Annotated in this window: 20 protein-coding genes; 4 read left to right on the top strand and 16 right to left on the bottom strand. The window is 64.6% G+C overall.

The features are described 5' to 3' along the window. Positions 1 to 162 precede the first annotated feature (162 nt). The 5 genes from AC25MA_RS23515 to AC25MA_RS23495 all read right to left on the bottom strand — a co-directional run bounded on the left by AC25MA_RS23515 (position 163) and on the right by AC25MA_RS23495 (position 6,481). Positions 163 to 936, bottom strand: coding sequence for a TSUP family transporter (locus AC25MA_RS23515; protein WP_028692405.1), 774 nt, complete (start codon positions 934 to 936; stop codon positions 163 to 165). 133 nt (positions 937 to 1,069) lie between these two features. Continuing rightward, on the bottom strand, positions 1,070 to 2,422 hold the full coding sequence (locus AC25MA_RS23510; RefSeq protein ID WP_279153614.1) for a glutamine synthetase family protein: 1,353 nt from the start codon (positions 2,420 to 2,422) through the stop codon (positions 1,070 to 1,072). Between the two features lie 10 nt (positions 2,423 to 2,432). Continuing rightward, entirely contained in the window at positions 2,433 to 2,993 is a 561-nt protein-coding gene (locus tag AC25MA_RS23505) for a helix-turn-helix domain-containing protein (protein ID WP_069017323.1), read from the bottom strand. After that, positions 2,986 to 4,275 (bottom strand): NAD(P)/FAD-dependent oxidoreductase, encoded by a 1,290-nt coding sequence (locus AC25MA_RS23500; protein WP_088851773.1) that lies wholly within the window; start codon positions 4,273 to 4,275, stop codon positions 2,986 to 2,988. Before AC25MA_RS23500 ends, AC25MA_RS23505 begins: the two co-directional genes overlap by 8 nt. A gap of 259 nt (positions 4,276 to 4,534) precedes the next feature. Then, on the bottom strand, positions 4,535 to 6,481 hold the full coding sequence (locus AC25MA_RS23495; protein WP_069017325.1) for a DNA topoisomerase III: 1,947 nt from the start codon (positions 6,479 to 6,481) through the stop codon (positions 4,535 to 4,537). A 236-nt stretch (positions 6,482 to 6,717) separates the two neighbouring features. On the opposite strand from AC25MA_RS23495, the gene AC25MA_RS23490 reads away from it, so the two are divergent. Then, positions 6,718 to 8,568: a polyurethane esterase gene (locus AC25MA_RS23490; RefSeq protein WP_028692400.1), complete on the top strand. Its 1,851-nt coding sequence runs from the start codon at positions 6,718 to 6,720 to the stop codon at positions 8,566 to 8,568. An 82-nt stretch (positions 8,569 to 8,650) separates the two neighbouring features. On the opposite strand, the gene AC25MA_RS23485 is transcribed toward AC25MA_RS23490, so the two are convergent. The 7 genes from AC25MA_RS23485 to AC25MA_RS23455 form a co-directional block, all read right to left on the bottom strand. Further along, a complete protein-coding gene (locus AC25MA_RS23485) occupies positions 8,651 to 9,085 on the bottom strand; it encodes a GNAT family N-acetyltransferase (RefSeq protein WP_028692399.1) in 435 nt (144 codons plus the stop codon). Beyond that, a complete protein-coding gene (locus AC25MA_RS23480) occupies positions 9,078 to 10,244 on the bottom strand; it encodes a ribosomal protein uL16 3-hydroxylase (RefSeq protein WP_028692398.1) in 1,167 nt (388 codons plus the stop codon). Before AC25MA_RS23480 ends, AC25MA_RS23485 begins: the two co-directional genes overlap by 8 nt. An 81-nt stretch (positions 10,245 to 10,325) precedes the next feature. Next, the gene (purB, locus tag AC25MA_RS23475) at positions 10,326 to 11,696 is read right to left on the bottom strand and encodes an adenylosuccinate lyase (RefSeq protein WP_062359667.1); all 1,371 of its coding nucleotides are present in this window, start codon (positions 11,694 to 11,696) and stop codon (positions 10,326 to 10,328) included. Between the two features lie 237 nt (positions 11,697 to 11,933). Beyond that, positions 11,934 to 12,560, bottom strand: a complete 627-nt coding sequence (gene hflD / locus AC25MA_RS23470; RefSeq protein WP_028692396.1) for a high frequency lysogenization protein HflD — start codon at positions 12,558 to 12,560, stop codon at positions 11,934 to 11,936. Beyond that, on the bottom strand, positions 12,557 to 13,681 hold the full coding sequence (gene mnmA / locus AC25MA_RS23465) for a tRNA 2-thiouridine(34) synthase MnmA (protein ID WP_028692395.1): 1,125 nt from the start codon (positions 13,679 to 13,681) through the stop codon (positions 12,557 to 12,559). The genes hflD and mnmA overlap by 4 nt, the downstream gene beginning before the upstream one ends. Positions 13,682 to 13,740: 59 nt before the next feature. After that, on the bottom strand, positions 13,741 to 14,181 hold the full coding sequence (locus AC25MA_RS23460; RefSeq protein WP_028692394.1) for an NUDIX hydrolase: 441 nt from the start codon (positions 14,179 to 14,181) through the stop codon (positions 13,741 to 13,743). Between the two features lie 168 nt (positions 14,182 to 14,349). Then, positions 14,350 to 16,575, bottom strand: a complete 2,226-nt coding sequence (locus AC25MA_RS23455) for an NADP-dependent isocitrate dehydrogenase (RefSeq protein ID WP_062359668.1) — start codon at positions 16,573 to 16,575, stop codon at positions 14,350 to 14,352. A gap of 460 nt (positions 16,576 to 17,035) precedes the next feature. On the opposite strand from AC25MA_RS23455, the gene icd reads away from it, so the two are divergent. Further along, positions 17,036 to 18,292 (top strand): NADP-dependent isocitrate dehydrogenase, encoded by a 1,257-nt coding sequence (gene icd / locus AC25MA_RS23450; protein WP_028692392.1) that lies wholly within the window; start codon positions 17,036 to 17,038, stop codon positions 18,290 to 18,292. 77 nt (positions 18,293 to 18,369) lie between these two features. Here icd and cspD read toward each other — a convergent pair whose 3' ends face one another. Further along, positions 18,370 to 18,624, bottom strand: a complete 255-nt coding sequence (gene cspD, locus AC25MA_RS23445) for a cold shock domain-containing protein CspD (protein WP_036986657.1) — start codon at positions 18,622 to 18,624, stop codon at positions 18,370 to 18,372. 231 nt (positions 18,625 to 18,855) lie between these two features. Between cspD and clpS the strand changes: the two genes are divergently transcribed. Then, positions 18,856 to 19,230 (top strand): ATP-dependent Clp protease adapter ClpS, encoded by a 375-nt coding sequence (gene clpS, locus AC25MA_RS23440; protein WP_028692390.1) that lies wholly within the window; start codon positions 18,856 to 18,858, stop codon positions 19,228 to 19,230. Between the two features lie 30 nt (positions 19,231 to 19,260). Continuing rightward, complete coding sequence (gene clpA / locus AC25MA_RS23435) at positions 19,261 to 21,531, top strand: ATP-dependent Clp protease ATP-binding subunit ClpA (RefSeq protein WP_069017326.1); 2,271 nt, start codon at positions 19,261 to 19,263, stop codon at positions 21,529 to 21,531. 83 nt (positions 21,532 to 21,614) lie between these two features. On the opposite strand, the gene infA is transcribed toward clpA, so the two are convergent. The 3 genes from infA to aat all read right to left on the bottom strand — a co-directional run bounded on the left by infA (position 21,615) and on the right by aat (position 23,383). Then, on the bottom strand, positions 21,615 to 21,833 hold the full coding sequence (gene infA / locus AC25MA_RS23430) for a translation initiation factor IF-1 (protein WP_002553999.1): 219 nt from the start codon (positions 21,831 to 21,833) through the stop codon (positions 21,615 to 21,617). 104 nt (positions 21,834 to 21,937) lie between these two features. Continuing rightward, on the bottom strand, positions 21,938 to 22,645 hold the full coding sequence (locus tag AC25MA_RS23425; RefSeq protein ID WP_069017327.1) for an arginyltransferase: 708 nt from the start codon (positions 22,643 to 22,645) through the stop codon (positions 21,938 to 21,940). Between the two features lie 57 nt (positions 22,646 to 22,702). Further along, complete coding sequence (aat, locus tag AC25MA_RS23420; RefSeq protein WP_486972442.1) at positions 22,703 to 23,383, bottom strand: leucyl/phenylalanyl-tRNA--protein transferase; 681 nt, start codon at positions 23,381 to 23,383, stop codon at positions 22,703 to 22,705. Between the last annotated feature and the right edge of the window lie 192 nt (positions 23,384 to 23,575).

The following is a 23,575-nucleotide window of genomic DNA, read 5'->3' as shown; positions in this document are numbered from 1 at the left end:
TGGGGATTTTGGGCAGGTCACGCAAGGGTTTCTTTTTGGTTGGCATACATGCACCTCTTACTCATGTTATGCCCGAACACAAAATTTCTGACACCCTCCGAATGCGCATACAAAAATCAAAACAATCGCCCCCAAGCCCAAGCCCAAGCCCAAGCCCAAGCCCTACCCAAACCAATGCTGCCAAGCCAACCGCACAGTCAACGCCAACACCACGGCAATAAACACCGGCCGAATAAACCTGCTCCCCCCACTGATCGCAGTACGCGCCCCGAAGAACGCCCCGATCATCACCGACACCCCCATGCACAGGCCAACGATGTAATCCACCTGCCCGGAAATGATGAACACCGTCAGCGCCGCGATGTTGCTGACGAAGTTCATGCTACGCGCCACGCCACTGGCGCGAACCAGGTCGATGGGATAGAGCAGCAACGTGCTAACGGTCCAGAAGGCACCGGTGCCGGGCCCGGCGACGCCGTCATAGAAGCCCAGGGTGAAACCTTGCGGGAACTGCCACTTCTTCCTGATCGGCGCCTCGGCGTCCAGAGGCGCCTTGGGCGTGCCGCCGAACAGCAGGTAGACGCCACAGGCAAAGACGACCACCGGCAGCATCTTGTTCAACCATTCGGCAGGCATGTAGTGGGCCACCACCGCGCCGATCAGCGCGCCTGCCAGGGTGCCGACGATCGCCAGGCGCCACTGCGCCGGGTGGAACAGCTTGCGCCGGTAGTAGGTGATGCTGGCGGTGGCAGCGCCGAAGGTCGAGCTGAGCTTGTTGGTGCCCAGCACCAGGTGCGGCGGCATGCCGGCAGTGAGCAGCGCCGGGGTCGTCAGCAGCCCGCCGCCGCCGGCAATGGCGTCGATGAAGCCGGCGACGAAGGCGACCAGGGCGAGGATCAGCAGGGTGAGCGGTTCTACGGTGAGTTCGAAGGGCATGGGGTGTGCGCAGGCTGGAAGGCGGGGTGCGGCAAAAGGCCGCGCTAGAGGTGGTGCATGGTAATCCTGGGCGGCGCGTGATTCCAGTGCCAGCCTCTTCGCGGGTAAACCCGCGAAGAGGCAGCAACAGGGCCTACAGGAACCAGCGATACTCCCGCGCACTGACCTCCTGCAGAAACGCCAGATGGTCCTGGCGCTTGTTCTCGCAATAGACCATCACGAACTCTGCGCCCAGCCCTTCGTTGACTGCCGGGTGTCCGCGCATGGCCGCCACCGCGCCGAGCATGTCCTTGGGGAAATCGATCCCGCTGCCTCGATCTTCGTTCAGCGGCGCGATCGGCTCCTGCGCGGCATCCAGCCCATGCTCCATGCCGCAGAGTATCGCCGCCAGCACCAGATATGGATTGGCATCCGCCCCGGCCAGCCGGTGTTCGATCCGCAGGTTGCGCGGATCCGACTCGGGGATACGAATGCAGGCGTCGCGGTCCTCGAAGCCCCAGCTTGCACGGCTGGCGGCGTTGACCATGGCGCCATAGCGACGAAACGCATTGTGGTTGGCGGCGAACACCGGCATGCAGTGCGGCAGCAGCGCCAGGCAGCCGGCCACGGCGTGGCGCAGCGGGCGCTGGGCGTCGGCGGCGAGCAGGTTGCTGCCGGCCGCGTCGTAGAGGCTGACATGCACATGCATGCCGCTGCCCGGCGCGTGGAGGTAGGGCTTGCTCATGAACGACGCACGCAGCCCATGCTTGAGCGCCACGCCACGGGTGCTGCGACAGAACAGCGCCGCCCAGTCGGCAGCGCGCAGACCGTCGTCGCAGTGAGCGAAATTGATCTCGAACTGGCCAGGGCCCAGCTCGGCGGTGATGACATTGGCGTCCACGCCCTGGGCATTGGCGGTCTCGACCATCTCGCGTAACACATCGGAAAACCGCGAAAGACGCTCGATATGCATGTTCGGCTGGTCGTCGGCATCGCCACTGGCCGGATCGCGGGGGAACTGCGGCAGACCGTCCTTCAGCGCCCGGTCGAACAGGTAGAACTCCAGTTCGAACGCCACCACCGGGCGGATGCCCCGGCGTTCGAGGCGCTGCAGGACGCGGGCCAGCACCTCGCGGGGCTCGAACTCGATGGGCGCCGCGGTGCCGTCCGAGGTGATCAGCATCTGTCCCAGCGGCTCGCGCTCCCAATTAACCGGCTTCAGCGTATCAGGCACCAGGCGGCGCGGGGCGTCCGGGTCACCGTCGTTGAAGCAGTAGTCGCCGATGGGGAACAGCCCGCCCTGCACGCCAAGCAGCACGCAGTTCTGCGGCAGCTTGAGCGGGCTGCCGGCGGCCACCTTTTCCAGCATGTCGATCGGGTAACGCTTGCCGTAGAAGTGCCCGGGGATGTCCAGGCTGATCAAGTCGACGTAGCGCACCTCGGGGTGTCGTGTACGGAAGGCGCGTACTTCGCTGAGCAGATCGGGGAAGCCTGTTGTACTTGTCATGGGCATGCTCTCAACGGAAGACCCAGAGAACCCGGGTCGTTCGGGCGGTCAGGTTGGCGTAGCGGAACTGGCTGTGGGGTGGCAGCTGGAAGCTGTCGTTGGGGTACAGGGTGACGGCATCTTCCTGGCCTTCGAGCCACAGGGTCAGTTCGCCCTCGAGTACGAAACCACCCTGTTCCGAGCTGTCGTCCAGATGCCCCTCGCCACTGCTGGCGCCGGGCGCCAGGTGGCTTTCGAGCATGGCGAAGCGGCCGGTGAGGGTCGGCGAGACCAGCACGTCGGTGATCCCGGCGGCGTAGTACAGGGTACGTCGCTCGCCGGGACGGGTGACCCAGTCGAGCGCCCGGGGCGGCACGGCCTGGTAGAAGTAGGTGGTGGGGACCTGCAGCGCCTCGCTGATGGCGGTGAGGTCGGCCACCGTGGGGCGTGAGAGGCCGCGCTCGACCTGGGAGAGAAAGCCCAGCGAGCGCTTGACCCGGCCGGCCAGCTCGTCAAGGGTCAGCCCACGGTGCTTGCGCAGGTCGCGCACCAGTCGCGCCAGGCCTTGGTTGTCGTCGATCGGTTCAGACATGGTCGCGCATCCTGTACCAGGCTTTGGCGGCTGCTTCCAGGGGCGCGGCCAGCAGGTCGCCGCCAGGGAAGCGGCCATTGTCGATACTCTGGTAAAGCGCGAGCAGATCGTCGTCACCTAGAATCGCGTCACTGACGGCGCGTGCGCCGGCCAGGGTCGGCAGCACCCCGTGCCCGGAGAATCCTTGCAGCCAGTAGCGTTGGCCCTGACGGCCGATATCCGGGGTGCGCTGGATGCTGCAGTCGATATGGCCGCCCCAGGCATGTTCGATGGCCACCCCACGCAACTGCGGGAACACCCGTTCCAGGTAGGGTCGTGTGGCGCTGGCGACGTCCTTGGGGATGCCGCCCAGGTAGGTGCAGCCGCCCCCGAAAAGCAGGCGATGGTCGGGTGTCAGGCGGAAGTAGTCGGGAACGAACTGGTTGTCGATCACGCAGCTGTTGCGTGGCAGCAGCGAGGCGGCGAACTCGGCGTCCAGCGGCGCCGTGGCCACCTGGTAGGAGCCCACCGGCAACAGGCGCCGTGACAGGGCACGGTCGAGCCGGTCGATATAGGCGTTGCAGGCCAGCACCAGTACGCGACTGCGCACCTCGCCCTGATCGGTGCGGACGACGAAGCCATCGGCGTGTTCGTGGTAGTCGAGTACCTGGCTCTGCTCGTAGATCTGCCCGCCGTTCGCCTCGATCACACCGGCCAGGCCCTGGGCCAGTTTCAGTGGGTTGAGGTGGGCGCCATTGGGGTCGTACAGCGCGGCCTGATAACGGGTGCTGTCGATCCACTCGGGCAATTCCTCGCGGCCGATCAGGCGCAGGCAGTCGTAGTCGAACTTCTCCTGTGCTTCACGCCGGGCCTCCTCCAGCAGTTTTACCCGGCGTGGCAGTACGGCGGTCCACAGGCTGCCCAGGCGATAGTCGACGTCAAAGCCATGGCGCTGGGGCAGTTCACGCAGCTCGCGGGCGGCCCAGCACATGCTGTCCCACAGGCGTCGGCTGCGCTCCAGGCCCAGGGCTCGCTCCAGCGGGGGCATGTCGCACGACCAGCCCAGCAAGGCTTGGCCACCGTTGCGGCCCGACGCGGCCCAGGCCACCCGGCTGGCTTCCAGCAGGGTCACGCGCTGGCCGGCCAGTGTCAGGCGCAGGGCCGTGTGCAGGCCGCTGAAGCCGGCACCGACGATCAGGATGTCGGTGTCGTGGGTGCCCTGCAGGGTAGGGCGCAGGGGGATGGTGGCGGGGTAGGTGCGGGCGTAATAGCTGGCGACGTGCTGGGCGGATTGCTTGAACATGCCGGGGCCTCGTGAAATTTTTTCTGATTATTTTCATGAAAAAATAGCAGAGGGTTTTCATAGCGCCAGTCTTCTTAAGATGAGGTGCCTAGCATGACGGTCGGTATTTACGCGTTTTCTGTGGGAGCGGCCTTGCGTCGCGAAAGGGTCGCAGAGCGGCCCCTGACATTCTCTATCTAGCGCTGAGATCCTGGGGCCGCTGCGCGCCCCTTTCGCGACGCAAGGCCGCTCCCACAGGTTGAGCTGGAGCTCGTCTACCTTATGTAGATGCCTTGCGCCGCGGCTGTCGGGGCTTGCTGGCTGCTGTCTTACCCTTGGCGGCACCCTTGCGCTTCTTCTTCCAAGGCGCCGCCGCCTTGCCCGCTGCCGGCCCGCTGATGGTCAGGCGCAGGCCGCTGCACCGTTGCACCAGCTTGCCCATCCAGGCCGACTGGCGGGTGACGAACTCGTCCAGGCTCATCTCGCCGCTCTGCACCATGTCCAGCGCCTGTTCCCAGATCGCCGTGGTGCCGGGGTCGGCAATGGCCCGCGGCACGGCGTCGATCAGGCTGAAGGCGGCGGGCGTGGCCGACAGCGCCTTGCCGTTCTTGACCAGGTAGCCACGGTCGAGCAGGCCCTGGATGATGCTGGCCCGGGTGGCCTCGGTGCCGATGCCAGTGGTTTCCTTGAGCTTCTGTTTCAGCCGAGGGTCGTCGACCAGCTTGGCGACGTTCTTCATCGCCTTGATCAGGTCGCCTTCGGTAAAGGGCTTGGGCGGCTGGGTCCACAGGTCCTTCAACTGCAGGTCTCGCACTGCGCAGTCCTGGCCTTCGCGCAGCGCCGGCAGCACCTGGGCCGGTGGCGCCTCGCGACCCTTGGTTGGGGTCAGTGCCTCGGGCAGCGCCCGGCGCCAACCCGGCTCGACGATCTGCTTGCCCACCGCCCGCAGCGCATGACCGGCGCAATCGAACTCGGCCTGGGTGCGGTCGTACTCGTGGTTGGGCAGGAACTGCGCCAGGTAACGGGCGCGGATCAGGGTATACACCGCCTTGTACTTGGGCGGCAGGCGCGCCGGGTCGCTGGCGGCGGCGGTGGGGATGATGCCGTGGTGGGCGCTGACCTTCTGGTCGTTCCATGCGCGCGAGCGGCGACCTGGGTCCAGGTGCGGCCGCAGCGGCGCGAGGCTGTCGTCGGCACGCTGAAGCACGGCGAGGATGCCAGCGGCCTCGCCGTGCTGGCTGAGAGGCAGGTAGCCGCTGTCGCTGCGCGGGTAGGTGATGAGCTTGTGGGTCTCGTACAGGGCCTGGGCGATGTCCAGGGTCTCCTGGGCGCCGAGGCCGAGCTTCTTCGAGCACACCTCCTGCAGGGTGCCGAGGTCGAAGGGCAGGGGAGCCACCTCGCGCACGCGTTCGGTGGCGATCTTGCGCACCCGGGCGCTGGCGGCCGCCTGCATGTCGGCGGCCGCCAGCTGGGCAAGGTCCTGCCTCAGGCAGCGACCCTGGTCGTCGCAGGCGTCCTCCGGCGCGCGCCACTGGGCGTTGAACACGCTGCCGGCGCTTTCCAGTTGCACCTCGATGGCCCAGAAGGGCACCGGCACGAAGTCGGCGATGCTGCGGTCGCGGTCCACCACCAGGCGCAGCGTCGGTGTCTGCACCCGGCCTACCGGCAGCACGCCCTGATAGCCGGACTGGCGGCCGAGCAGGGTGAACAGGCGGCTCATGTTCATGCCGATCAGCCAGTCGGCCCGCGAGCGGCCGAGGGCCGAATGGTACAGGCTAAAGGTCTCCTGCCCCGGCAGCAGGCGGCCCAGCGCCTTGCGGATCGAGGCATCGTCCAGCGCCGACAGCCACAGACGCTGGATCGGCCCTCGGTAGCGACAGTGCTCGACCAGCTCCCGGGCGATCATCTCGCCCTCGCGGTCGGCGTCGGTGGCGATCACCAGTTCGCGGGCCTCGCCGAGCAGGCGCTTGACCGCCTTGTACTGGCTGGCGGTCTTGGGCTTGACGGTCATCTTCCACTTTTGCGGGATGATCGGCAGGTCCTCGAGGACCCAGCGCTTGTAGCGCTCGTCGTAGCTGTCTGGTGGGGCGGTCTCGAGCAGGTGGCCGATGCACCAGGTCACGCAAACATCGGTGCCTTGCCAGCAGCCGTCGCCACGCCGCTGGGCGCCGAGGACCTTGGCGATGTCTTTTGCCTGGGAGGGTTTTTCGCAGAGAAAGAGGCGCATGGCCGGAACGCTTGATCGCGGAAGATGGGCACTAGGATGCGCAAGCCAGGGCGTGCAGGCAAGCTTTATCTGTATGCATGTACAGGTTTTTCGCCCGCATGTTTGGCAGGGTAGTCACCCCTTGGGGTTGGACGACTCGGCAAATGCGTGCCAGCTTTGCCTTTCGCCCGCCAGTTGTGTCACTGGACGATGTCGCTGGGGTGTCCTTCCTACAAGAACAACAGGGATGTAAACCAATGCCCGTTTTCGATTACCGACAGCTCGACAGCACTGCCTCCTCCTCGCTCTATAAAGATGCCATGGCCCTGGCCACCTATGCCTACCATGGCATCGACGATGGCTTCAGCGCCGGCTACCAGAAGTACGGTTTTGGCCTGGGCCTGCCGGCCACCCTGGTCAAGGCGCTGATCGGCGGCACCGACAGTCAGGGCGTCATTCCCGGCATCCCCTGGAACCCTGACTCCGAAGCCCGGGCCCTGGCGCAGGTCAAGGCCGCCGGCTGGACGCCGATCAGCGCGGCGCAGCTGGGCTACCAGGGCAAGACCGACGCCCGCGGCACATTCCATGGCGAAGCGCCGGGCTACACCTCGGCACAGGTGGAAATCCTTGGGCGCTACGATGCCGCCGGCCAGCTCAGCGGCATCGGCATCGCCTTCCGCGGCACCAGCGGCCCGCGTGAGAACCTGCTGGGTGACACCATCGGTGACGCCATCAACGACCTGCTGGCGGCGATCGGCCCGGCCGGTTATGCCCGTGACTACGCCGGTAACGCATTCGGGCAACTGCTCGCCGATGTGGCGGCCTTCGCCAAGGCCAACGGCCTGAGCGGCGCCGATGTCACCGTCAGTGGTCACAGCCTAGGCGGCCTGGCGGTCAACAGCCTGGCCGATCTCAGCGGCTCGCGCTGGGGCGGCTTCTACCAGGATGCGCGTTACGTCGCCTTCGCCTCGCCGACCCAGGCCGCCGACGCCAGCAAGGTGCTCAATATCGGCTATGAGAACGACCCGGTGTTCCGCGTGCTCGACGGCACCTCGGCAACCTGGGGCACCCTGGGCGTGCACGACGGCGCCAAGGCCTCGGCCACCAACAACATTGTCAACTTCAACGACCACTACGCCTCCGACGCCTGGAACCTGCTGCCGTTCTCCATCGGCAACATCGCCACTTGGTTGTCGCACCTGCCGACGGCCTACGCCGATGGCCTTGGTCGGGTGCTGGGGTCGTCGTTCTATCAATGGACCAGCCGCGACTCGACCATCGTGGTCAGCAACCTGTCCGATGTCACCCGTGGCTCGACCTGGGTCGAGGACCTCAACCGCAATGCCGAGCCGCACAAAGGCAGCACCTTCATCATCGGCTCCGACCAGGATGACCTGATCCACGGCGGGCGTGGCAACGACTACCTTGAGGGGCGGGCCGGCAATGACACCTTCCGCGACGACGGCGGCTTCAACCTGATCGACGGCGGCGCCGGCCATGACACCCTGAAGCTGCAGGACGCCCTGGCCAACCTGAGCATCGCCCGGGACGGCGAGGGCACGCTGTACGTGCGCGACGCCCAGGGCGGCATCAGCCTGGTGCGCAATGTCGAGAACCTGGTGAGCAAGGAGTCGAGCCTGCTGATCTTCAGCAAGGAGGTCAGCCATGGGGTCGCGGCGCAGGGGCTGTTCGAGAGCGGCAAGGTCACGCCCTACGCGTCTTCGCTCAACGGCACCCAGGCTGGCGACCAACTGGTGGCGGGCAACCAGGGTCAGTGGTTGTTTGGCCTGGGCGGTGACGATCGGCTGCAGGGCGGTGCTGGCAATGACGTGCTGGTCGGCGGCGCGGGCAACGATGTGCTCATTGGCGGCGGCGGGCGCGACACCTTCCTGTTCAGCGAGCATTTTGGCCAGGATCGGGTGCTGGACTTCTCCGGGCAGGACCGGCTGGTGTTCATTGGCGTGGACAGAGGTACGGCGGCGCCGGACTGGCGTGCCCATGCCAGCCAGGTTGGCAATGACCTGGTGCTGAAGTTCGGGGGGGATAGCGTGACGCTGGTGGGGATCTCGGCCCAGGGGGTGGGGGATGGGCAGATTGTGATTGCCTGAGGGGTAGGGCGTAACCCTGTAGGAGCGGCCTTGCCGACGCCTCGGCAAGGCCGCTCCTAAAAGAGCAGGCCAACGTGATGGCTCAGGCCATCTCGCGCGAGTCGCGAACCATGTCCACGTGCGGAATGCCAGCCTCGAGGAACTCCTCGCTGACCACGCGGAACCCCAGGCGCTCATAGAATGGCGTGGCGTGCACCTGGGCGCTGAGCATCTGCTGCTTGAGGTCGCGGTTCTGCGCCTCGACGATCACCGCGCGCATCAGCGCGTCGCCCACATGCAGGCCGCGCCAGTCCTTGAGCACCGAGACCCGGCCGATGGTGCCGTCGGGCAGCAGGCGGGCGGTACCGATCGGGTAGTCGCCCTCCATGGCCAGGAAGTGCACGGCGGTCGGGTCTTCTGCGTCGAATTCCAGCTCCGGCGGCACGTGCTGCTCGGCGACGAACACGGCGCTGCGGATACGGTGGATGTCGGCGTTGTCCTTGTGCCAGTCGGCCAGTCGAACACTGATCTTATTCATCGGCGAATCCCAGGCTGCCTTGCATGACCAGTTGTTGTACCAGCATCAGGCCGTCTTCGTCTTCCAGCCACTGCCCAAGGTTCTCGCTGTGCAGGGCATCGGCGGAGCAGATCAGCTTCAGCAGCTCGCGCAGTTTGCCCGGCAGCGGGCAGCTGCGACCGCTGGCGAACAGCAACAGGTCGTCGCCGAACTCCGACCAGGCCAGGCGTGCGCTCGGGTTGCGGATCAGGATGGCGCCCTGGCCGAGGTAGTCGAGCAGCTCCTGCTCGCTCAGCTCTTCACCCACCACCTGCTCGGGATAACGCGGCTCGGTCATGAACTGGCCGAACCAGGTCAGCAGCAGGTCCTTGTCGGCCATGTGCTTGTCGATCAGCGCCTTGAGGCGGTCGAGGGCGTCGTGCTGGATCTGGTGCGGGTCGCTGACCGGCTGGGCGTCGGCGTCGCTGTAGCGCTCTTCCTCCGGCAGGAACTGGCCGAGGAAGTCGGTGAAGTGGGTCAGCACTTCGGCGGCGCTCGGGGCGCGGAAGCCCACCGAGTAGGTCAGGCACTCGCTCTCGGCAACGCCGTAGTGGGCCAGGCGCGGCGGCAGGTAGAGCATGTCACCCGGCTCCAGGGTCCACTCTTCGCTCTGCTCGAAGTCGGCCAGGATGCGCAGGTCGGCGTGGTCGATCAGCGCGCTGTCGCTGTTGCACATCTGTCCGACTTTCCAGTTGCGCGTGCCGTCGCCCTGCAGCAGGAATACGTCGTAGTTGTCGAAGTGCGGGCCGACGCTGCCGCCGGGCGCCGCATAGCTGATCATCACATCGTCGATGCGCCAGCTCGGCAGGAAGCGGAACGCTTCGAGCAGCTCGGCCACTTCCGGCACGAACTGGTCAACCGCCTGCACCAGCAGGGTCCAGTCGCGCTCGGGCAGGTCGGCGAAAGCGTCCTCGGCGAACGGGCCGCGGCGCAGCTCCCACGGGCGCTCGCCGTGTTCGAGTACCAGGCGCGACTCGACTTCTTCTTCCAAGGCCAGGCCGGCCAGCTCGTCGGCGTCGATGGGGCTGACGAAGTCGGGGAAGGCCTGACGCACCAGCAGCGGCTTTTTCTGCCAGTAGTCGCGCAGGAATTCACGGGCCGTGAGGCCGCCCAACAGTTGCAGTGGAGTATCAGAATTCATGTTCAACCTATTGAAAAAACTTAGTTTTCGTACGGGAATAAAAACGCCCGGCCAGGCCGGGCGTTGTACGCGACGCTCAGCTTAGATGCGTTTGGCCTGGGCCACGGCGTTGCCGATGTAGGTCGCCGGGGTCAGTTGCTTGAGCTCGGCCTTGGCTTCGGCCGGCATGTCCAGGCCGTCGATGAAGGTCAGCAGCGCTTCAGGGGTGATGCCCTTGCCACGGGTCAGCTCCTTGAGCTTCTCGTAGGGGTTCTCGATGTTGAAGCGGCGCATCACGGTCTGGATCGGCTCGGCCAGGACTTCCCAGCAGGCGTCCAGGTCGGCGGCGATGCGGGCGGCGTTGACTTCCAGCTTGCCGATGCCTTTCAGGCTGGCTTCGTAGGCGATGACGCTGTGGGCGAAGCCCACGCCCAGGTTGCGCAGCACGGTGGAGTCGGTCAGGTCGCGCTGCCAGCGCGAGATCGGCAGCTTGCTGGCCAGGTGCTGGAACAGTGCATTGGCGATGCCCAGGTTGCCTTCGGAGTTCTCGAAGTCGATCGGGTTGACCTTGTGTGGCATGGTCGAGGAGCCGATTTCGCCGGCGACGGTCTTCTGCTTGAAGTAGCCCAGCGAGATGTAGCCCCAGACGTCGCGGTCGAAGTCGATGAGGATGGTGTTGAAGCGGGCGATGGCGTCGAACAGCTCGGCGATGTAGTCGTGCGGCTCGATCTGGGTGGTGTAGGGGTTGAACACCAGGCCCAGCTCGTCCTCGATGAAGGCGCGGGCGTTGGCTTCCCAGTCGATCTGCGAGTAGGCCGACAGGTGGGCGTTGTAGTTGCCCACGGCGCCGTTGATCTTGCCCAGCAGCGGCACGGCTGCCACCTGGGCGATCTGGCGCTCCAGGCGGTAGACGACGTTGGCCAGCTCTTTACCCAGGGTGGTCGGCGAGGCCGGCTGGCCGTGGGTGCGCGACAGCATCGGCACGTCGGCGTGGGCGTGGGCCAGGGCACGGATGGATTCGGCGATCTGGCGCATCAGCGGCAGCAGCACGTCGTCACGGCCGGCGCGCAGCATCAGGGCGTGGGACAGGTTATTGATGTCCTCGCTGGTGCAGGCGAAGTGGATGAACTCGCTGACCTTGGCCAGCTCAGGCAGTTGAGCCGCTTGCTCCTTGAGCAGGTACTCGATGGCCTTGACGTCGTGGTTGGTGGTGCGCTCGATTTCCTTGACGCGTTCGGCGTGCTCAAGTTTGAAATCGGTGGCCAGGCTATCCAGCACGGCGTTGGCTTCGGCGGAGAACGCCGGCACTTCGCCAATCTGCGGGTGGGCGGCCAGGCGCTGCAGCCAGCGTACTTCGACCAAGGCGCGGAAACGGATCAGGCCGAATTCGCTGAAGATGGGGCGCAAGGCCTGGGTTTTGCCGGCATAACGGCCGTCTACAGGGGAAACCGCAGTGAGCGAGGAGAGCTGCATGGGGTGTTCTCGGACAGTCAGGCTTTTGGAAGGGCGCATATCATACATGAAAAACGCGCCCGAGTCGGGTGGCTGACCAAAGGTCGGGCCTATCAAAACTGTTGCGATCCCCTGTAGGAGCGGCCTTGTGTCGCGAAAGGGCTGCGCAGCAGCCCCGGCAATCTTGAGTCAGGCTCGAGATCCTGGGGCCGCGCTGCGGCCCTTTCGCGACACAAGGCCGCTCCTACAGGTTCTGCGTCAATCGTTGGTACGCATCATCCCGTACAGTTCATTGAGCAACTTGCGCCGGCTGAACACCAGCTGCCAGCGGTGCCCGCCCAGCTGGCGCCACAGGCGCGCCGCGCGGATGCCGGCCAGCAGCAGGGCGCGGATCTTCGAGGCGTTGCTGGCCTGCTGCAGGAAACGCATGTCGCCGTGCACCTGGATGCGCTGGCGCAGGGTGCTCAGGGTGTCCTGGTACAAGGCTCCACTGGAAGCAATGACGTTTTCGTGAACCAGGCCGAAATGCTCGGCCTGGGACTGGATCTGCGGCAGGCGGTTGCCGATGGTGTCGAGCATGTCGCCACGCTTGTTCAACTGGCGCTCAAGGCCCAGCATCGACAGGGCGTAGCGCAGCGGTTCGCGCTGCAGGCTGCTGGGGTCGCGCTCCAGGGCGCCGACCAGCGCGCGGTAGCCGTCGCGCAGGTTGAGGTCGTCGCCGCCGAACACCTCCAGGGTATCCTTCGGGTCGCGCACCAGCAGGCTGCCGAGCATGCAACCGATGTTGGCTTCGCTGGCCTGGCCGGTGCGGGCGATGCGGTCGACCAGCACCGCGGCCTGGAACACACCACCCAGGGCGACCAACTGCTCCTGAAGGTTGTTCATCGGCGCGGGCTCCACGGCTCGGCGATCTCGATCACGCCGCCGCCCAGGCACACCTCGCCGTCATAGAACACCACCGACTGGCCCGGGGTGACGGCGCGCTGCGGCTCGTCGAACACGGCGCGGTAGCCGCTCTCGGTGCGTTCCAGGGTGCACTGCTGGTCGCCCTGGCGGTAGCGCACCTTGGCGGTCAGGCGGCGCGGGCTGGACAGGTCGATCGGGTTGACCCAGAAAATTTCCGAGGCCAGCAGGGCGCGGGAGAACAGCCACGGGTGCTCGTTGCCCTGGCCGACCACCAGCACATTGCGCGCGAGGTCTTTTTCCAGCACGTACCACGGCTCGTCGCCGGCGTCCTTCAGGCCGCCGATGCCCAGGCCCTGGCGCTGGCCGATGGTGTGGTACATCAGGCCATGGTGCTGGCCGATCACTTCACCCTCGGTGGTCTGGATCTCGCCGGGCTGGGCCGGCAGGTACTGCTTGAGAAAATCGCTGAAGCGGCGCTCGCCGATGAAGCAGATGCCGGTGGAGTCCTTCTTCTTGGCGGTGGCCAGGCCGTGTTTTTCGGCGATGGCGCGTACCTCGGGCTTTTCCAGCTCGCCGACCGGGAACAGGGTGCGGGCGATTTCCTTGCCGCCGACGGCATGCAGGAAATAGCTCTGGTCCTTGTTCGGGTCCAGGCCCTTGAGCAGCTCGGTCAGCGCGCCAGTGTCGCGGCGGCGCACGTAGTGGCCAGTTGCGATCAGGTCGGCGCCCAGGGACAGGGCGTAGTCGAGGAACGCCTTGAACTTGATCTCGCGGTTGCAGAGGATGTCCGGGTTGGGCGTACGGCCGGCCTTGTACTCCTCGAGGAAGTGCTCGAACACGTTGTCCCAGTATTCGGCGGCGAAGTTGGCAGTGTGCAGCTTGATGCCGATGCGGTCGCACACGGCCTGGGCGTCGGCCAGGTCTTCGCGGGCGGTGCAGTATTCGGTGCCGTCGTCTTCTTCCCAGTTCTTCATGAACAGACCTTCCACCTGGTAGCCCTGCTCGATGAGCAGAAGGGCGGAGACGGAAGAGTCCACGCCGCCGGACATGCCGACGATGACGCGGGTCTTGGCGGGGTCTTTGAGTGCTGGGCTGGTCATGGCTACCGGTGTGTATCAGAGGGGAAAAACGCCGATTCTATCAAACCCGTGGGCTGGCGTCAGTCGCGCAGCAGGTCGAGGCTGTGCAGCGGGCCTTTGAGATAGTCGTCGAGGCAGCGCGGTACCAACTCGCTACGCCAGCGTGACGGCTCGGCCAGCAGTTCGTCGCGGGTCAGCCACACGGCACGGACGATGTCGCTGTCCAGCGCCAGGTCGGCATGATGGTGCACGGGGCGGGCGGCGAAGCAGATGCGCTGGTAGGTGACGCCGTTGCTCGGGGCGGTATAGAGGTAGATGCCGACCACGCCGGTGAGTTCGACTTCCCAGGCGGTTTCCTCGAGGGTTTCGCGCAGGGCGGCCTGGGCGATGGTCTCGTTGGCCTCGAGGTGGCCGGCGGGCTGATTGAATACATGTTGGCCGGCCTTGAACTCCTCGACGAAGAGGAACTTGCCGTCGTGTTCGACGATGGTGGCGACGGTGATGTGGGGTTGCCAGGTCATACAGTGGGCTCCATGGCGGGGCGTGGGAGCGGGCTTGCCCCGCGATTGCGCCCATACAGGTTCAGCGCAATCGCGGGGCAAGCCCGCTCCCACGGGAGATTTCACAAACTTCAAAAAGCACAAACCCCGGTGCGTGGCCGGGGTCTGTGCTGTTACGTCAAGCGAACCTTACAGGGCGGCGATGGCGCTGTTCAGGGTCTGGCTTGGGCGCATCACCTTGGCGGTCAGCTCGGCATCCGGGGCGTAGTAGCCACCGATGTCGGCCGGCTTGCCCTGGACGGCGTTGAGCTCGGCGACGATGGTCGCCTCGTTCTCGCTCAGGGTCTTGGCCAGCGGGGCGAAGCGCGCCTGCAGGGCGGTGTCGTCGGTCTGGGCGGCCAGTGCCTCTGCCCAGTACAGGGTCAGGTAGAAGTGGCTGCCACGGTTGTCGATACCGCCGACCTTGCGCGAAGGCGACTTGTTGGTGTCGAGGAACTTGCCGGTAGCCTGGTCCAGGGTGTTGGCCAGGACCTTGGCGCGCGGGTTGTCGTAGGTGTTGCCCAGGTGCTCCAGGGAGGCGGCCAGGGCCAGGAACTCACCCAGCGAGTCCCAGCGCAGGAAGTTCTCTTCAACCAGCTGCTGCACGTGCTTCGGTGCCGAACCACCGGCGCCGGTCTCGAACAGGCCGCCGCCGTTCATCAGCGGAACGATCGACAGCATCTTGGCGCTGGTGCCCAGTTCCATGATCGGGAACAGGTCGGTCAGGTAGTCACGCAGCACGTTGCCGGTCACCGAGATGGTGTCCTTGCCTTCGCGGATGCGGGCCAGGGAGAACTTGATGGCGTCGACCGGGGCCAGGATGCGGATGTCAAGGCCGGAGGTGTCGTGATCCTTCAGGTACTGCTGCACCTTCTCGATCATCACGCCGTCGTGGGCGCGGGCCGGGTCCAGCCAGAACACCGCCGGGGTGTTGCTCAGGCGGGCGCGGTTGACGGCCAGCTTGACCCAGTCCTGGATCGGCGCGTCCTTGGTCTGGCACATACGGAAGATGTCACCGGCTTCGACGTCCTGCTCCAGCACGACCTTGCCCTTGCCATCGACCACGCGCACGACGCCGTCGGCCTTGATCTGGAAGGTCTTGTCGTGGGAGCCGTACTCTTCGGCTTTTTGCGCCATCAGGCCGACGTTCGGCACGCTGCCCATGGTGGTCGGGTCGAAGGCGCCGTTGGCCTTGCAGTCTTCGATGGTGGCCTGGTAGATGCCGGCGTAGCAGCGGTCCGGGATGATCGCCTTGGCGTCCTGCAGTTCACCGGCGGTGTTCCACATCTTGCCCGAGTCGCGGATCATCGCAGGCATCGAGGCGTCGACGATGACGTCGCTCGGTACGTGCAGGTTGGTGATGCCCTTGTCCGAATTGACCATGGCCAGGGCCGGGCGAACGGCGTACAGGGCCTGGATGTCGGCTTCGATCTCGGCTTGCTTCTCGGCAGGCAGATCCTTGATGCGGGCGTACAGGTCGCCGATGCCGTTGTTGGCGTTGAAGCCCACCTGGCTGAGTGCGGCTGCGTGCTTGGCCAGTACGTCGCCGTAGAACTCTTCGACGATCACGCCGAACATGATCGGGTCGGAGACCTTCATCATGGTGGCTTTCAGGTGCACCGACAGCAGCACGCCAGAGGCCTTGGCATCGGCGATCTGCTCGGCGATGAAGGCTTTCAGGGCCTTGCGGCTCAGGGTGGCGCAGTCGATGACTTCGGCGGCCTTGACGGCGGTTTTTTCTTTCAGGACGGTGGTGGCGCCGTCCTTGCCGACCAGCTCGATGCGCAGGCTGTCGTCAGCCTCGATCAGCGCGGCTTTTTCGCTGCCGTAGAAGTCGCCCTGGGTCATGTGGGCAACGTGCGACTTGGAGTCGGCGGCCCAGGCGCCCATCTTGTGCGGGTGCTTGCGGGCGTAGTTCTTGACCGACAGCGGGGCGCGGCGGTCGGAGTTGCCTTCGCGCAGGACCGGGTTCACGGCGCTGCCCTTGATGCGGTCATAGCGGGCGCGGGATTCTTTTTCCTCGGCGCTGGCCGGCTCGTCGGCGTAGTCGGGGATGTTGAAGCCCTTGGCTTGCAGCTCCTTGATCGCGGCCTTCAGCTGTGGAACCGACGCGGAGATGTTCGGCAGCTTGATGATGTTGGCTTCAGGGGTGGTGGCCAGCTGACCCAGTTCCGCCAGGTGATCGCCTACCTGCTTCTCGGCACCCAGTTGCTCCGGGAAGGCGGCGAGGATACGGCCGGCCAGGGAGATGTCACGGGTTTCGACGGCGATATCGGCCGAAGCGGTGAAGGCCTCGACGATCGGCAGCAGCGAGTAGGTGGCGAGGGCGGGGGCTTCGTCGGTGAAGGTGTAGATGATCTTGGAACGGGTGGGCATGCGGGTTAACTCTCTATGTGCTGAGCGTACTCGAGTCTCGAGGTGCGCAGGGTAGGCGCTTCGCCCTGGCGACGCCATGAGCGGAAAGTCGAGAGGCTGCGAGCGGTGATGGTGGATGCATCAGTCGAGCGTCAAGTGCTGGGCCGCGGTAACAACCCAGGCTTTGCGGTCATTCATGACCAAGGGCGAGCCGCATTTTCCTAGGGTTCGCCCCGATGACCCTATGGTCGCGCCGGAGTATATCAAACCCTTTGGGCTATTCAGCAAGGTGAACTGGTATCAGCGCATTTATAAGACCAAAGACGTAGGAGCAATGTGGCGTGTTGCCGCAGGCTGCCAGGGGGATTTTCCAATCCTTTTTCGACTGTCGTGGCAGCGAGCTTGCAGGTCGGCAGATGTGGTTTAGGCTCAGTGGATCGCACGATTTCCAATCACACCAGGAAAAGCGGAGTAGTGCAGCATGGGATACCAGAAAATCAAGGTTCCGTCTGATGGTGCCAAGATCACTGTCAATGCAGACCATTCGCTCAACGTTCCCGATAACCCCATCATTCCCTACATCGAAGGTGACGGCATTGGCGTGGACGTCTCGCCGGTGATGATCAAGGTGGTCGACGCCGCCGTGCAGAAAGCCTACGGCGGCAAGCGCAAGATCGCCTGGATGGAGGTGTACGCCGGCGAGAAGGCCACCCAGGTCTACGACCAGGATACCTGGCTGCCCCAGGAAACCCTGGATGCGGTGCGCGACTACGTGGTGTCGATCAAGGGGCCGCTGACCACCCCGGTTGGCGGCGGCATCCGCTCGCTCAACGTGGCCCTGCGCCAGCAGCTCGACCTCTATGTGTGCCTGCGCCCGGTGGTCTGGTTCCAGGGCGTGCCGAGCCCGGTGAAAAAGCCGGGTGACGTCGACATGGTGATCTTCCGCGAGAATTCCGAGGACATCTATGCCGGCATCGAGTGGAAGGCCGGTTCGCCCGAGGCGAACAAGGTGATCAAGTTCCTCAAGGAAGAAATGGGCGTCACCAAGATCCGCTTCGACCAGGACTGCGGTATTGGCGTCAAGCCAGTCTCGAAGGAGGGCACCAAGCGCCTGGTGCGCAAGGCCCTGCAGTATGTGGTGGACAACGACCGCAAGTCGCTGACCCTGGTGCACAAGGGCAACATCATGAAGTTCACCGAAGGGGCCTTCAAGGACTGGGGCTACGAGGTGGCACGCGACGAGTTCGGCGCCGAGCTGCTCGATGGCGGCCCGTGGATGAAGTTCAGGAATCCGAAGACAGGCCGCGAGGTGATCGTCAAGGATGCCATCGCCGACGCCATGCTCCAGCAGATCCTGCTGCGTCCGGCCGAGTACGATGTGATTGCCACCCTCAACCTCAACGGCGACTACCTGTCCGATGCCCTGGCGGCGGAAGTGGGTGGTATCGGCATCGCGCCAGGCGCCAACCTGTCGGATACCGTGGCCATGTTCGAGGCCACACATGGCACCGCGCCGAAGTACGCCGGCAAGGACCAGGTCAACCCGGGCTCGGTGATCCTCTCGGCGGAAATGATGCTGCGGCACATGGGCTGGACCGAGGCGGCCGACCTGATCATCAAGGGCACCAATGGCGCCATTGCGGCCAAGACCGTGACCTATGACTTCGAGCGCCTGATGGACGGCGCGACCCTGGTCGGTAGTTCGGGCTTTGGCGAGGCGCTGATCAAGCACATGTAAGCGGGGCAAAAAAACGGTCGCCTCTTTATATTAAAGGGGCGACCGGCTTTTTCGTTTACCGGCAGACAGGTTGGGAATCAGACTTCGACGGTATTGTTTGGGTTCGTCGCGCTGGCCTGGACGTTGCTGGTCGCGCTTCTGATGTCGGTCGCGTGCAGCCCTTTGGGGCCCTGGATGATCTCGAAGTTCACGGCCTGGCCGGCTTTCAGCGTCTTGTAACCGTCCATCTGGATCGCTGAATAGTGGGCGAACAGATCATCGGTCTTGCCATCCTCGTTGATGAATCCGTAGCCCTTGGCATTGTTGAACCACTTGACTTTACCGCTTGCCATCCCTATGTCCCTCTGCAAAGGACTCCATCACTGGAGTATCATCCACTTCATCCGCATACGAACCTTGCGAGAAAATCTGGTTGACTGCGCGGATCTTTATCGACCACGGTGGGTTCTTATTGGTTGTAACACCGTTTTGCCGATAGTCAAGGTCAGCCGGCGCCTGCGCCGGGAGCGGCCTGCGCGGTCAAGCCACAACCTTAACCTGTCGATCATGATGAAATTCTTTCCATGCATGTACCCAGTGAGATTCGACTAACATTCAATCAGGATCGCCCCCAGTCGCATGAGGACGGGCATGAGGACGATGGCGCGGGCCTTGCCGTCCAGGAGGCCAAGCCGATCCTGCAGGCGCCGCCGATGTACAAGGTGGTTTTGTTCAACGATGACTACACGCCGATGGATTTCGTCGTCGAAGTGCTCGAGACGTTCTTCAATTTGAACCGCGAGCTGGCAACGAAGATCATGCTGACCGTCCATACCGAAGGGCGGGCAGTATGCGGATTGTTTACCCGTGACATCGCCGAGACAAAGGCCATGCAGGTCAACCAATACGCCAGGGAAAGCCAGCATCCGCTACTCTGTGAAATCGAGAAGGACGGTTAATCGCCGACCACTTGGGTATGAGGTGAAGCTATGTTAAACCGCGAGCTCGAAGTCACCCTCAATCTGGCCTTCAAGGAGGCCCGTTCGAAGCGTCATGAGTTCATGACCGTCGAACACCTGCTGCTGGCACTCCTTGACAATGAGGCTGCCGCGACCGTTCTGCGCGCCTGTGGCGCCAATCTCGACAAACTCAAGCACGACCTGCAGGAGTTCATCGATTCGACCACCCCGCTGATCCCTGTGCATGACGAGGACCGCGAGACGCAACCGACCCTGGGCTTCCAGCGTGTGCTGCAGCGTGCCGTGTTCCACGTTCAGAGCTCCGGCAAGCGCGAAGTGACCGGCGCCAATGTGCTGGTGGCGATCTTCAGCGAACAGGAAAGCCAGGCAGTGTTCCTGCTCAAGCAGCAGAGCGTGGCGCGCATCGACGTTGTCAACTACATCGCCCACGGCATCAGCAAGGTGCCGGGCCACGGTTCGCACAACGAAAGCGAGCAGGACATGCAGGACGAGGAGGGCGGCGAAGCGTCGTCGTCCAGCAACCCGCTGGACGCCTATGCCAGCAACCTGAATGAACTGGCCCGGGCTGGGCGCATCGACCCGCTGGTCGGGCGCGAGCAGGAGGTCGAGCGCGTGGCGCAGATCCTCGCCCGCCGGCGCAAGAACAACCCGCTGCTGGTCGGCGAGGCCGGCGTGGGCAAGACCGCCATCGCCGAAGGCTTGGCCAAGCGCATCGTCGACGGGCAGGTGCCCGACCTGCTGGCGCAGAGCGTGGTCTACTCCCTCGATCTCGGCGCGCTGCTGGCCGGTACCAAGTACCGCGGCGACTTCGAGAAGCGGTTCAAGGCGCTGCTCGGCGAGCTGCGCAAGCGCCCGCAGGCGATCCTGTTCATCGACGAGATCCACACCATCATCGGCGCCGGTGCGGCCTCCGGTGGCGTGATGGATGCGTCCAACCTGCTCAAGCCGCTGCTGTCGTCCGGTGAGATCCGTTGCATCGGCTCGACCACCTTCCAGGAGTTCCGCGGCATCTTCGAGAAGGATCGCGCCCTGGCGCGGCGCTTCCAGAAAGTCGACGTCACCGAGCCGTCGGTGGAGGACACCGTGGGCATCCTGCGCGGGCTCAAGGGCCGCTTCGAGAGCCACCACAACATCGAGTACAGCGACGAGGCCCTGCGCGCCGCCGCCGAACTGGCCTCGCGCTACATCAACGACCGGCACATGCCCGACAAGGCCATCGACGTGATCGACGAGGCCGGCGCCTACCAGCGCCTGCAGCCGGAAGCCAGTCGGGTCAAGCGCATCGACGTGCCGCAGGTCGAGGATATCGTCGCCAAGATCGCGCGGATTCCGCCGAAGCACGTCACCAGCTCCGACAAGGAGCTGCTGCGCAACCTCGAGCGTGACCTGAAACTGACCGTGTTCGGCCAGGATGCGGCGATCGACTCGCTGGCCACCGCCATCAAGCTGTCCCGTGCCGGCCTCAAGGCGCCGGACAAGCCAGTCGGCTCGTTCCTGTTCGCCGGCCCCACCGGCGTGGGCAAGACCGAGGCCGCCCGTCAGCTGGCCAAGGCCCTGGGCGTGGAACTGGTGCGCTTCGACATGTCCGAGTACATGGAGCGGCATACCGTGTCGCGCCTGATCGGTGCGCCGCCCGGCTATGTCGGGTTCGACCAGGGCGGTCTGCTGACCGAGGCCATCACCAAGCAACCGCACTGCGTGCTGCTGCTCGACGAGATCGAGAAGGCCCACCCGGAAGTCTTCAACCTGCTGCTGCAGGTAATGGATCACGGGACCCTGACCGACAACAACGGGCGCAAGGCGGACTTCCGCAACGTGATCCTGATCATGACCACCAACGCCGGCGCCGAAACCGCCGCGCGGGCCTCGATCGGCTTCACCCACCAGGACCACTCGTCCGACGCGATGGAGGTCATCCGCAAGAGCTTCACGCCGGAGTTCCGCAACCGCCTGGATACCATCATCCAGTTCGGTCGCCTGTCCCACGAGACGATCAAGAGCATCGTCGACAAGTTCCTCATCGAACTGCAGGCGCAGCTGGAAGACAAGCGTGTGCTGCTGGAGGTCACCGACGCCGCCCGCGGCTGGCTGGCGGCCTCGGGCTACGACGTGCAGATGGGCGCACGGCCGATGGCGCGGCTGATCCAGGACAAGATCAAGCGGCCGCTGGCCGAGGAGATCCTGTTTGGCGAGCTGGCCGAGCACGGTGGTGTGGTGCATATCGACCTGCGCGATGGCGAGCTGGTGTTCGATTACGAGACCACGGCTGAAGTCGCGTAAGGCTGGGGCTGCACAGCAGCCCCGTTTTATGGAAGCCCACAAAAAAGCCCGGCACATTGGCCGGGCTTTTTCATGGCTGGAGCTTAGCGCGCACGGTAGGTGATGCGGCCCTTGCTCAGGTCATACGGCGTCAGTTCGACGCGGACCTTGTCGCCAGTGAGAATACGGATGTAGTTCTTGCGCATTTTGCCAGAGATATGCGCGGTAACGACGTGCCCGTTTTCCAACTCCACGCGGAACATGGTGTTGGGCAGGGTGTCGACGACAGTGCCTTCCATTTCGAAGCTGTCTTCTTTCGACATGCAGTAAAGCCCTCGGTATCCAGTGATGGCCCGACGCACGACTGCACCGGGCAAAAAAAGTGGCGTGGATTATGCCCGAAATTTGTGTTTCAAGCCAATGCCTTTCAGTTGAGGGTGACCCAGCGCTGGTTGATCAGCAGTTCGATGGGGCGATACTGGGTTTTGTAATTCATTTTCTTGCAGTTCTTGATCCAGTAACCGAGGTACACCGCCTCGAGGTCCTGGCGCAGGGCCTCGGTGATCTGCCAGAGGATGGCATAGCGCCCCAGGCTGCGGCGCTCCTCGTCGGGCTCGTAGAAGGTGTACACCGCTGACAGCCCATTGGGCAGCAGGTCGCACACCGCCACGGCCAGCAGCCGGCCCTCCAGGCGGAACTCGTAGAACCAGCAGAACGGCAGGTCGCGGACCAGGAAGGTGGAGAACTGGTCGCGGCTGGGCGGGTACATGTCGCCGTCGGCGTGGCGCTGCTCGATATAGCGCCGGTACAGGTCGAAGTATTCTTCCTTGAAGGTCGGGCGGGCGGCGGTGACGGTCAGGTCGGCGTTGCGCTTGAGGATTCGGCGCTGCTGGCGGTTGGGAATGAAGCGCGCCGCCGGGATGCGCGCCGGCACGCAGGCGTTGCATTGCTGGCAATGCGGGCGATAGAGGTGATCGCCGCTGCGGCGAAAGCCCATCTCCGACAGGTCGGCATAGACGTGCACGTCCATCGGCTGGCTCGGGTCGAGAAACAGCGTGGTCGCCTGCTCATCCGGCAGGTAGCTGCAGGAGTGGGGTTGAGTGGCATAGAACTTCAACCGCGCCAGCTCTGTCATGATCAACCCCTTAGGTGAGACGTTGTCTCTAAGTGTAAGCCAGCTCCGGGAACTCGCCTAGGCAACCCAGTTGGCGCTGCTGGGCTGATCCAGGTACCGCGCCAGGTGGTTGGCGAACTCGACTCGGCTGATGGCGCGGGCGCCCAGGCTGTGCAGGTGGTCGGTGGGCATCTGGCAGTCGATCAGCACGAAGCCGGCCTGCCTGAGGTGTTCGACCAAGGTCACGAAGCCCACCTTGGAGGCGTTTTCGGCGCGGCTGAACATCGATTCGCCGAAGAACAGCCGACCCATGGCCAGGCCGTAGAGGCCGCCGACCAGCTCGCCGTCGCGACGCACCTCCACCGAATGGGCGATGCCGCGGCGGTGCAGCTCGCAGTAGGCGGCGCGCATGTTGTCGGTGATCCAGGTGCCGTCGGCATAGTTCCGCGGCGCGGCGCAGGCGGCGATCACCGCCGCGAAATCGCTGTCGAAGCTCACCTGGTAGCGGCCCTGGCGGATCAGCTTGGCCAGCGAGCGCGAGACGTGCAGCTCGTCCGGGAACAACACGGTGCGCGGGTCGGGCGACCACCAGAGGATCGGCTGGCCGTCCTGGTACCAGGGGAAGCAGCCGTGGCGATAGGCCGCGACCAGGCGGTCCGGGGTCAGGTCGCCGCCGGCGGCAAGCAGGCCGTTGGGGTCGTGCAGGGCCTTTTCCAGGGGGGGGAAGGTCAGCGAGTCGCGGGTCAGCCAGGTGAGCATGGGGTTCTTGAGCGGCGGGGGAGGGGAGAGGGCAGCATGGCGTGGGTTAAGAATGAGGTCAACGCCTTGCCAGATCGACAAATTGCCTTCGGCTTCGGCAGCGCCAGGCACCATCTGGCGCTTTTGCTGTCATACCTGTGCAAAAACACAGCATAAGCCTTTGTCACAAAAGAAAATGCATGCTCAAATTGC

It is taken from the genome of Pseudomonas sp. P65(2024) (assembly GCF_057480955.1).
This window is presented reverse-complemented; position numbering and strand designations above follow the sequence as displayed.

Excerpts from the sequence above, each read along its gene's own strand:
- AC25MA_RS23515 (WP_028692405.1), bottom strand. The coding sequence starts at position 936 with ATGCCCTTCGAACTCACCGTAGAACCGCTCACCCTGCTGATCCTCGCC.
- AC25MA_RS23510 (WP_279153614.1), bottom strand. The coding sequence starts at position 2,422 with ATGACAAGTACAACAGGCTTCCCCGATCTGCTCAGCGAAGTACGCGCC.
- AC25MA_RS23505 (WP_069017323.1), bottom strand. The coding sequence starts at position 2,993 with ATGTCTGAACCGATCGACGACAACCAAGGCCTGGCGCGACTGGTGCGC.
- AC25MA_RS23500 (WP_088851773.1), bottom strand. The coding sequence starts at position 4,275 with ATGTTCAAGCAATCCGCCCAGCACGTCGCCAGCTATTACGCCCGCACC.
- AC25MA_RS23495 (WP_069017325.1), bottom strand. The coding sequence starts at position 6,481 with ATGCGCCTCTTTCTCTGCGAAAAACCCTCCCAGGCAAAAGACATCGCC.
- AC25MA_RS23490 (WP_028692400.1), top strand. The coding sequence starts at position 6,718 with ATGCCCGTTTTCGATTACCGACAGCTCGACAGCACTGCCTCCTCCTCG.
- AC25MA_RS23485 (WP_028692399.1), bottom strand. The coding sequence starts at position 9,085 with ATGAATAAGATCAGTGTTCGACTGGCCGACTGGCACAAGGACAACGCC.
- AC25MA_RS23480 (WP_028692398.1), bottom strand. The coding sequence starts at position 10,244 with ATGAATTCTGATACTCCACTGCAACTGTTGGGCGGCCTCACGGCCCGT.
- purB (WP_062359667.1), bottom strand. The coding sequence starts at position 11,696 with ATGCAGCTCTCCTCGCTCACTGCGGTTTCCCCTGTAGACGGCCGTTAT.
- hflD (WP_028692396.1), bottom strand. The coding sequence starts at position 12,560 with ATGAACAACCTTCAGGAGCAGTTGGTCGCCCTGGGTGGTGTGTTCCAG.
- mnmA (WP_028692395.1), bottom strand. The coding sequence starts at position 13,681 with ATGACCAGCCCAGCACTCAAAGACCCCGCCAAGACCCGCGTCATCGTC.
- AC25MA_RS23460 (WP_028692394.1), bottom strand. The coding sequence starts at position 14,181 with ATGACCTGGCAACCCCACATCACCGTCGCCACCATCGTCGAACACGAC.
- AC25MA_RS23455 (WP_062359668.1), bottom strand. The coding sequence starts at position 16,575 with ATGCCCACCCGTTCCAAGATCATCTACACCTTCACCGACGAAGCCCCC.
- icd (WP_028692392.1), top strand. The coding sequence starts at position 17,036 with ATGGGATACCAGAAAATCAAGGTTCCGTCTGATGGTGCCAAGATCACT.
- cspD (WP_036986657.1), bottom strand. The coding sequence starts at position 18,624 with ATGGCAAGCGGTAAAGTCAAGTGGTTCAACAATGCCAAGGGCTACGGA.
- clpS (WP_028692390.1), top strand. The coding sequence starts at position 18,856 with ATGCATGTACCCAGTGAGATTCGACTAACATTCAATCAGGATCGCCCC.
- clpA (WP_069017326.1), top strand. The coding sequence starts at position 19,261 with ATGTTAAACCGCGAGCTCGAAGTCACCCTCAATCTGGCCTTCAAGGAG.
- infA (WP_002553999.1), bottom strand. The coding sequence starts at position 21,833 with ATGTCGAAAGAAGACAGCTTCGAAATGGAAGGCACTGTCGTCGACACC.
- AC25MA_RS23425 (WP_069017327.1), bottom strand. The coding sequence starts at position 22,645 with ATGACAGAGCTGGCGCGGTTGAAGTTCTATGCCACTCAACCCCACTCC.
- aat (WP_486972442.1), bottom strand. The coding sequence starts at position 23,383 with ATGCTCACCTGGCTGACCCGCGACTCGCTGACCTTCCCCCCCCTGGAA.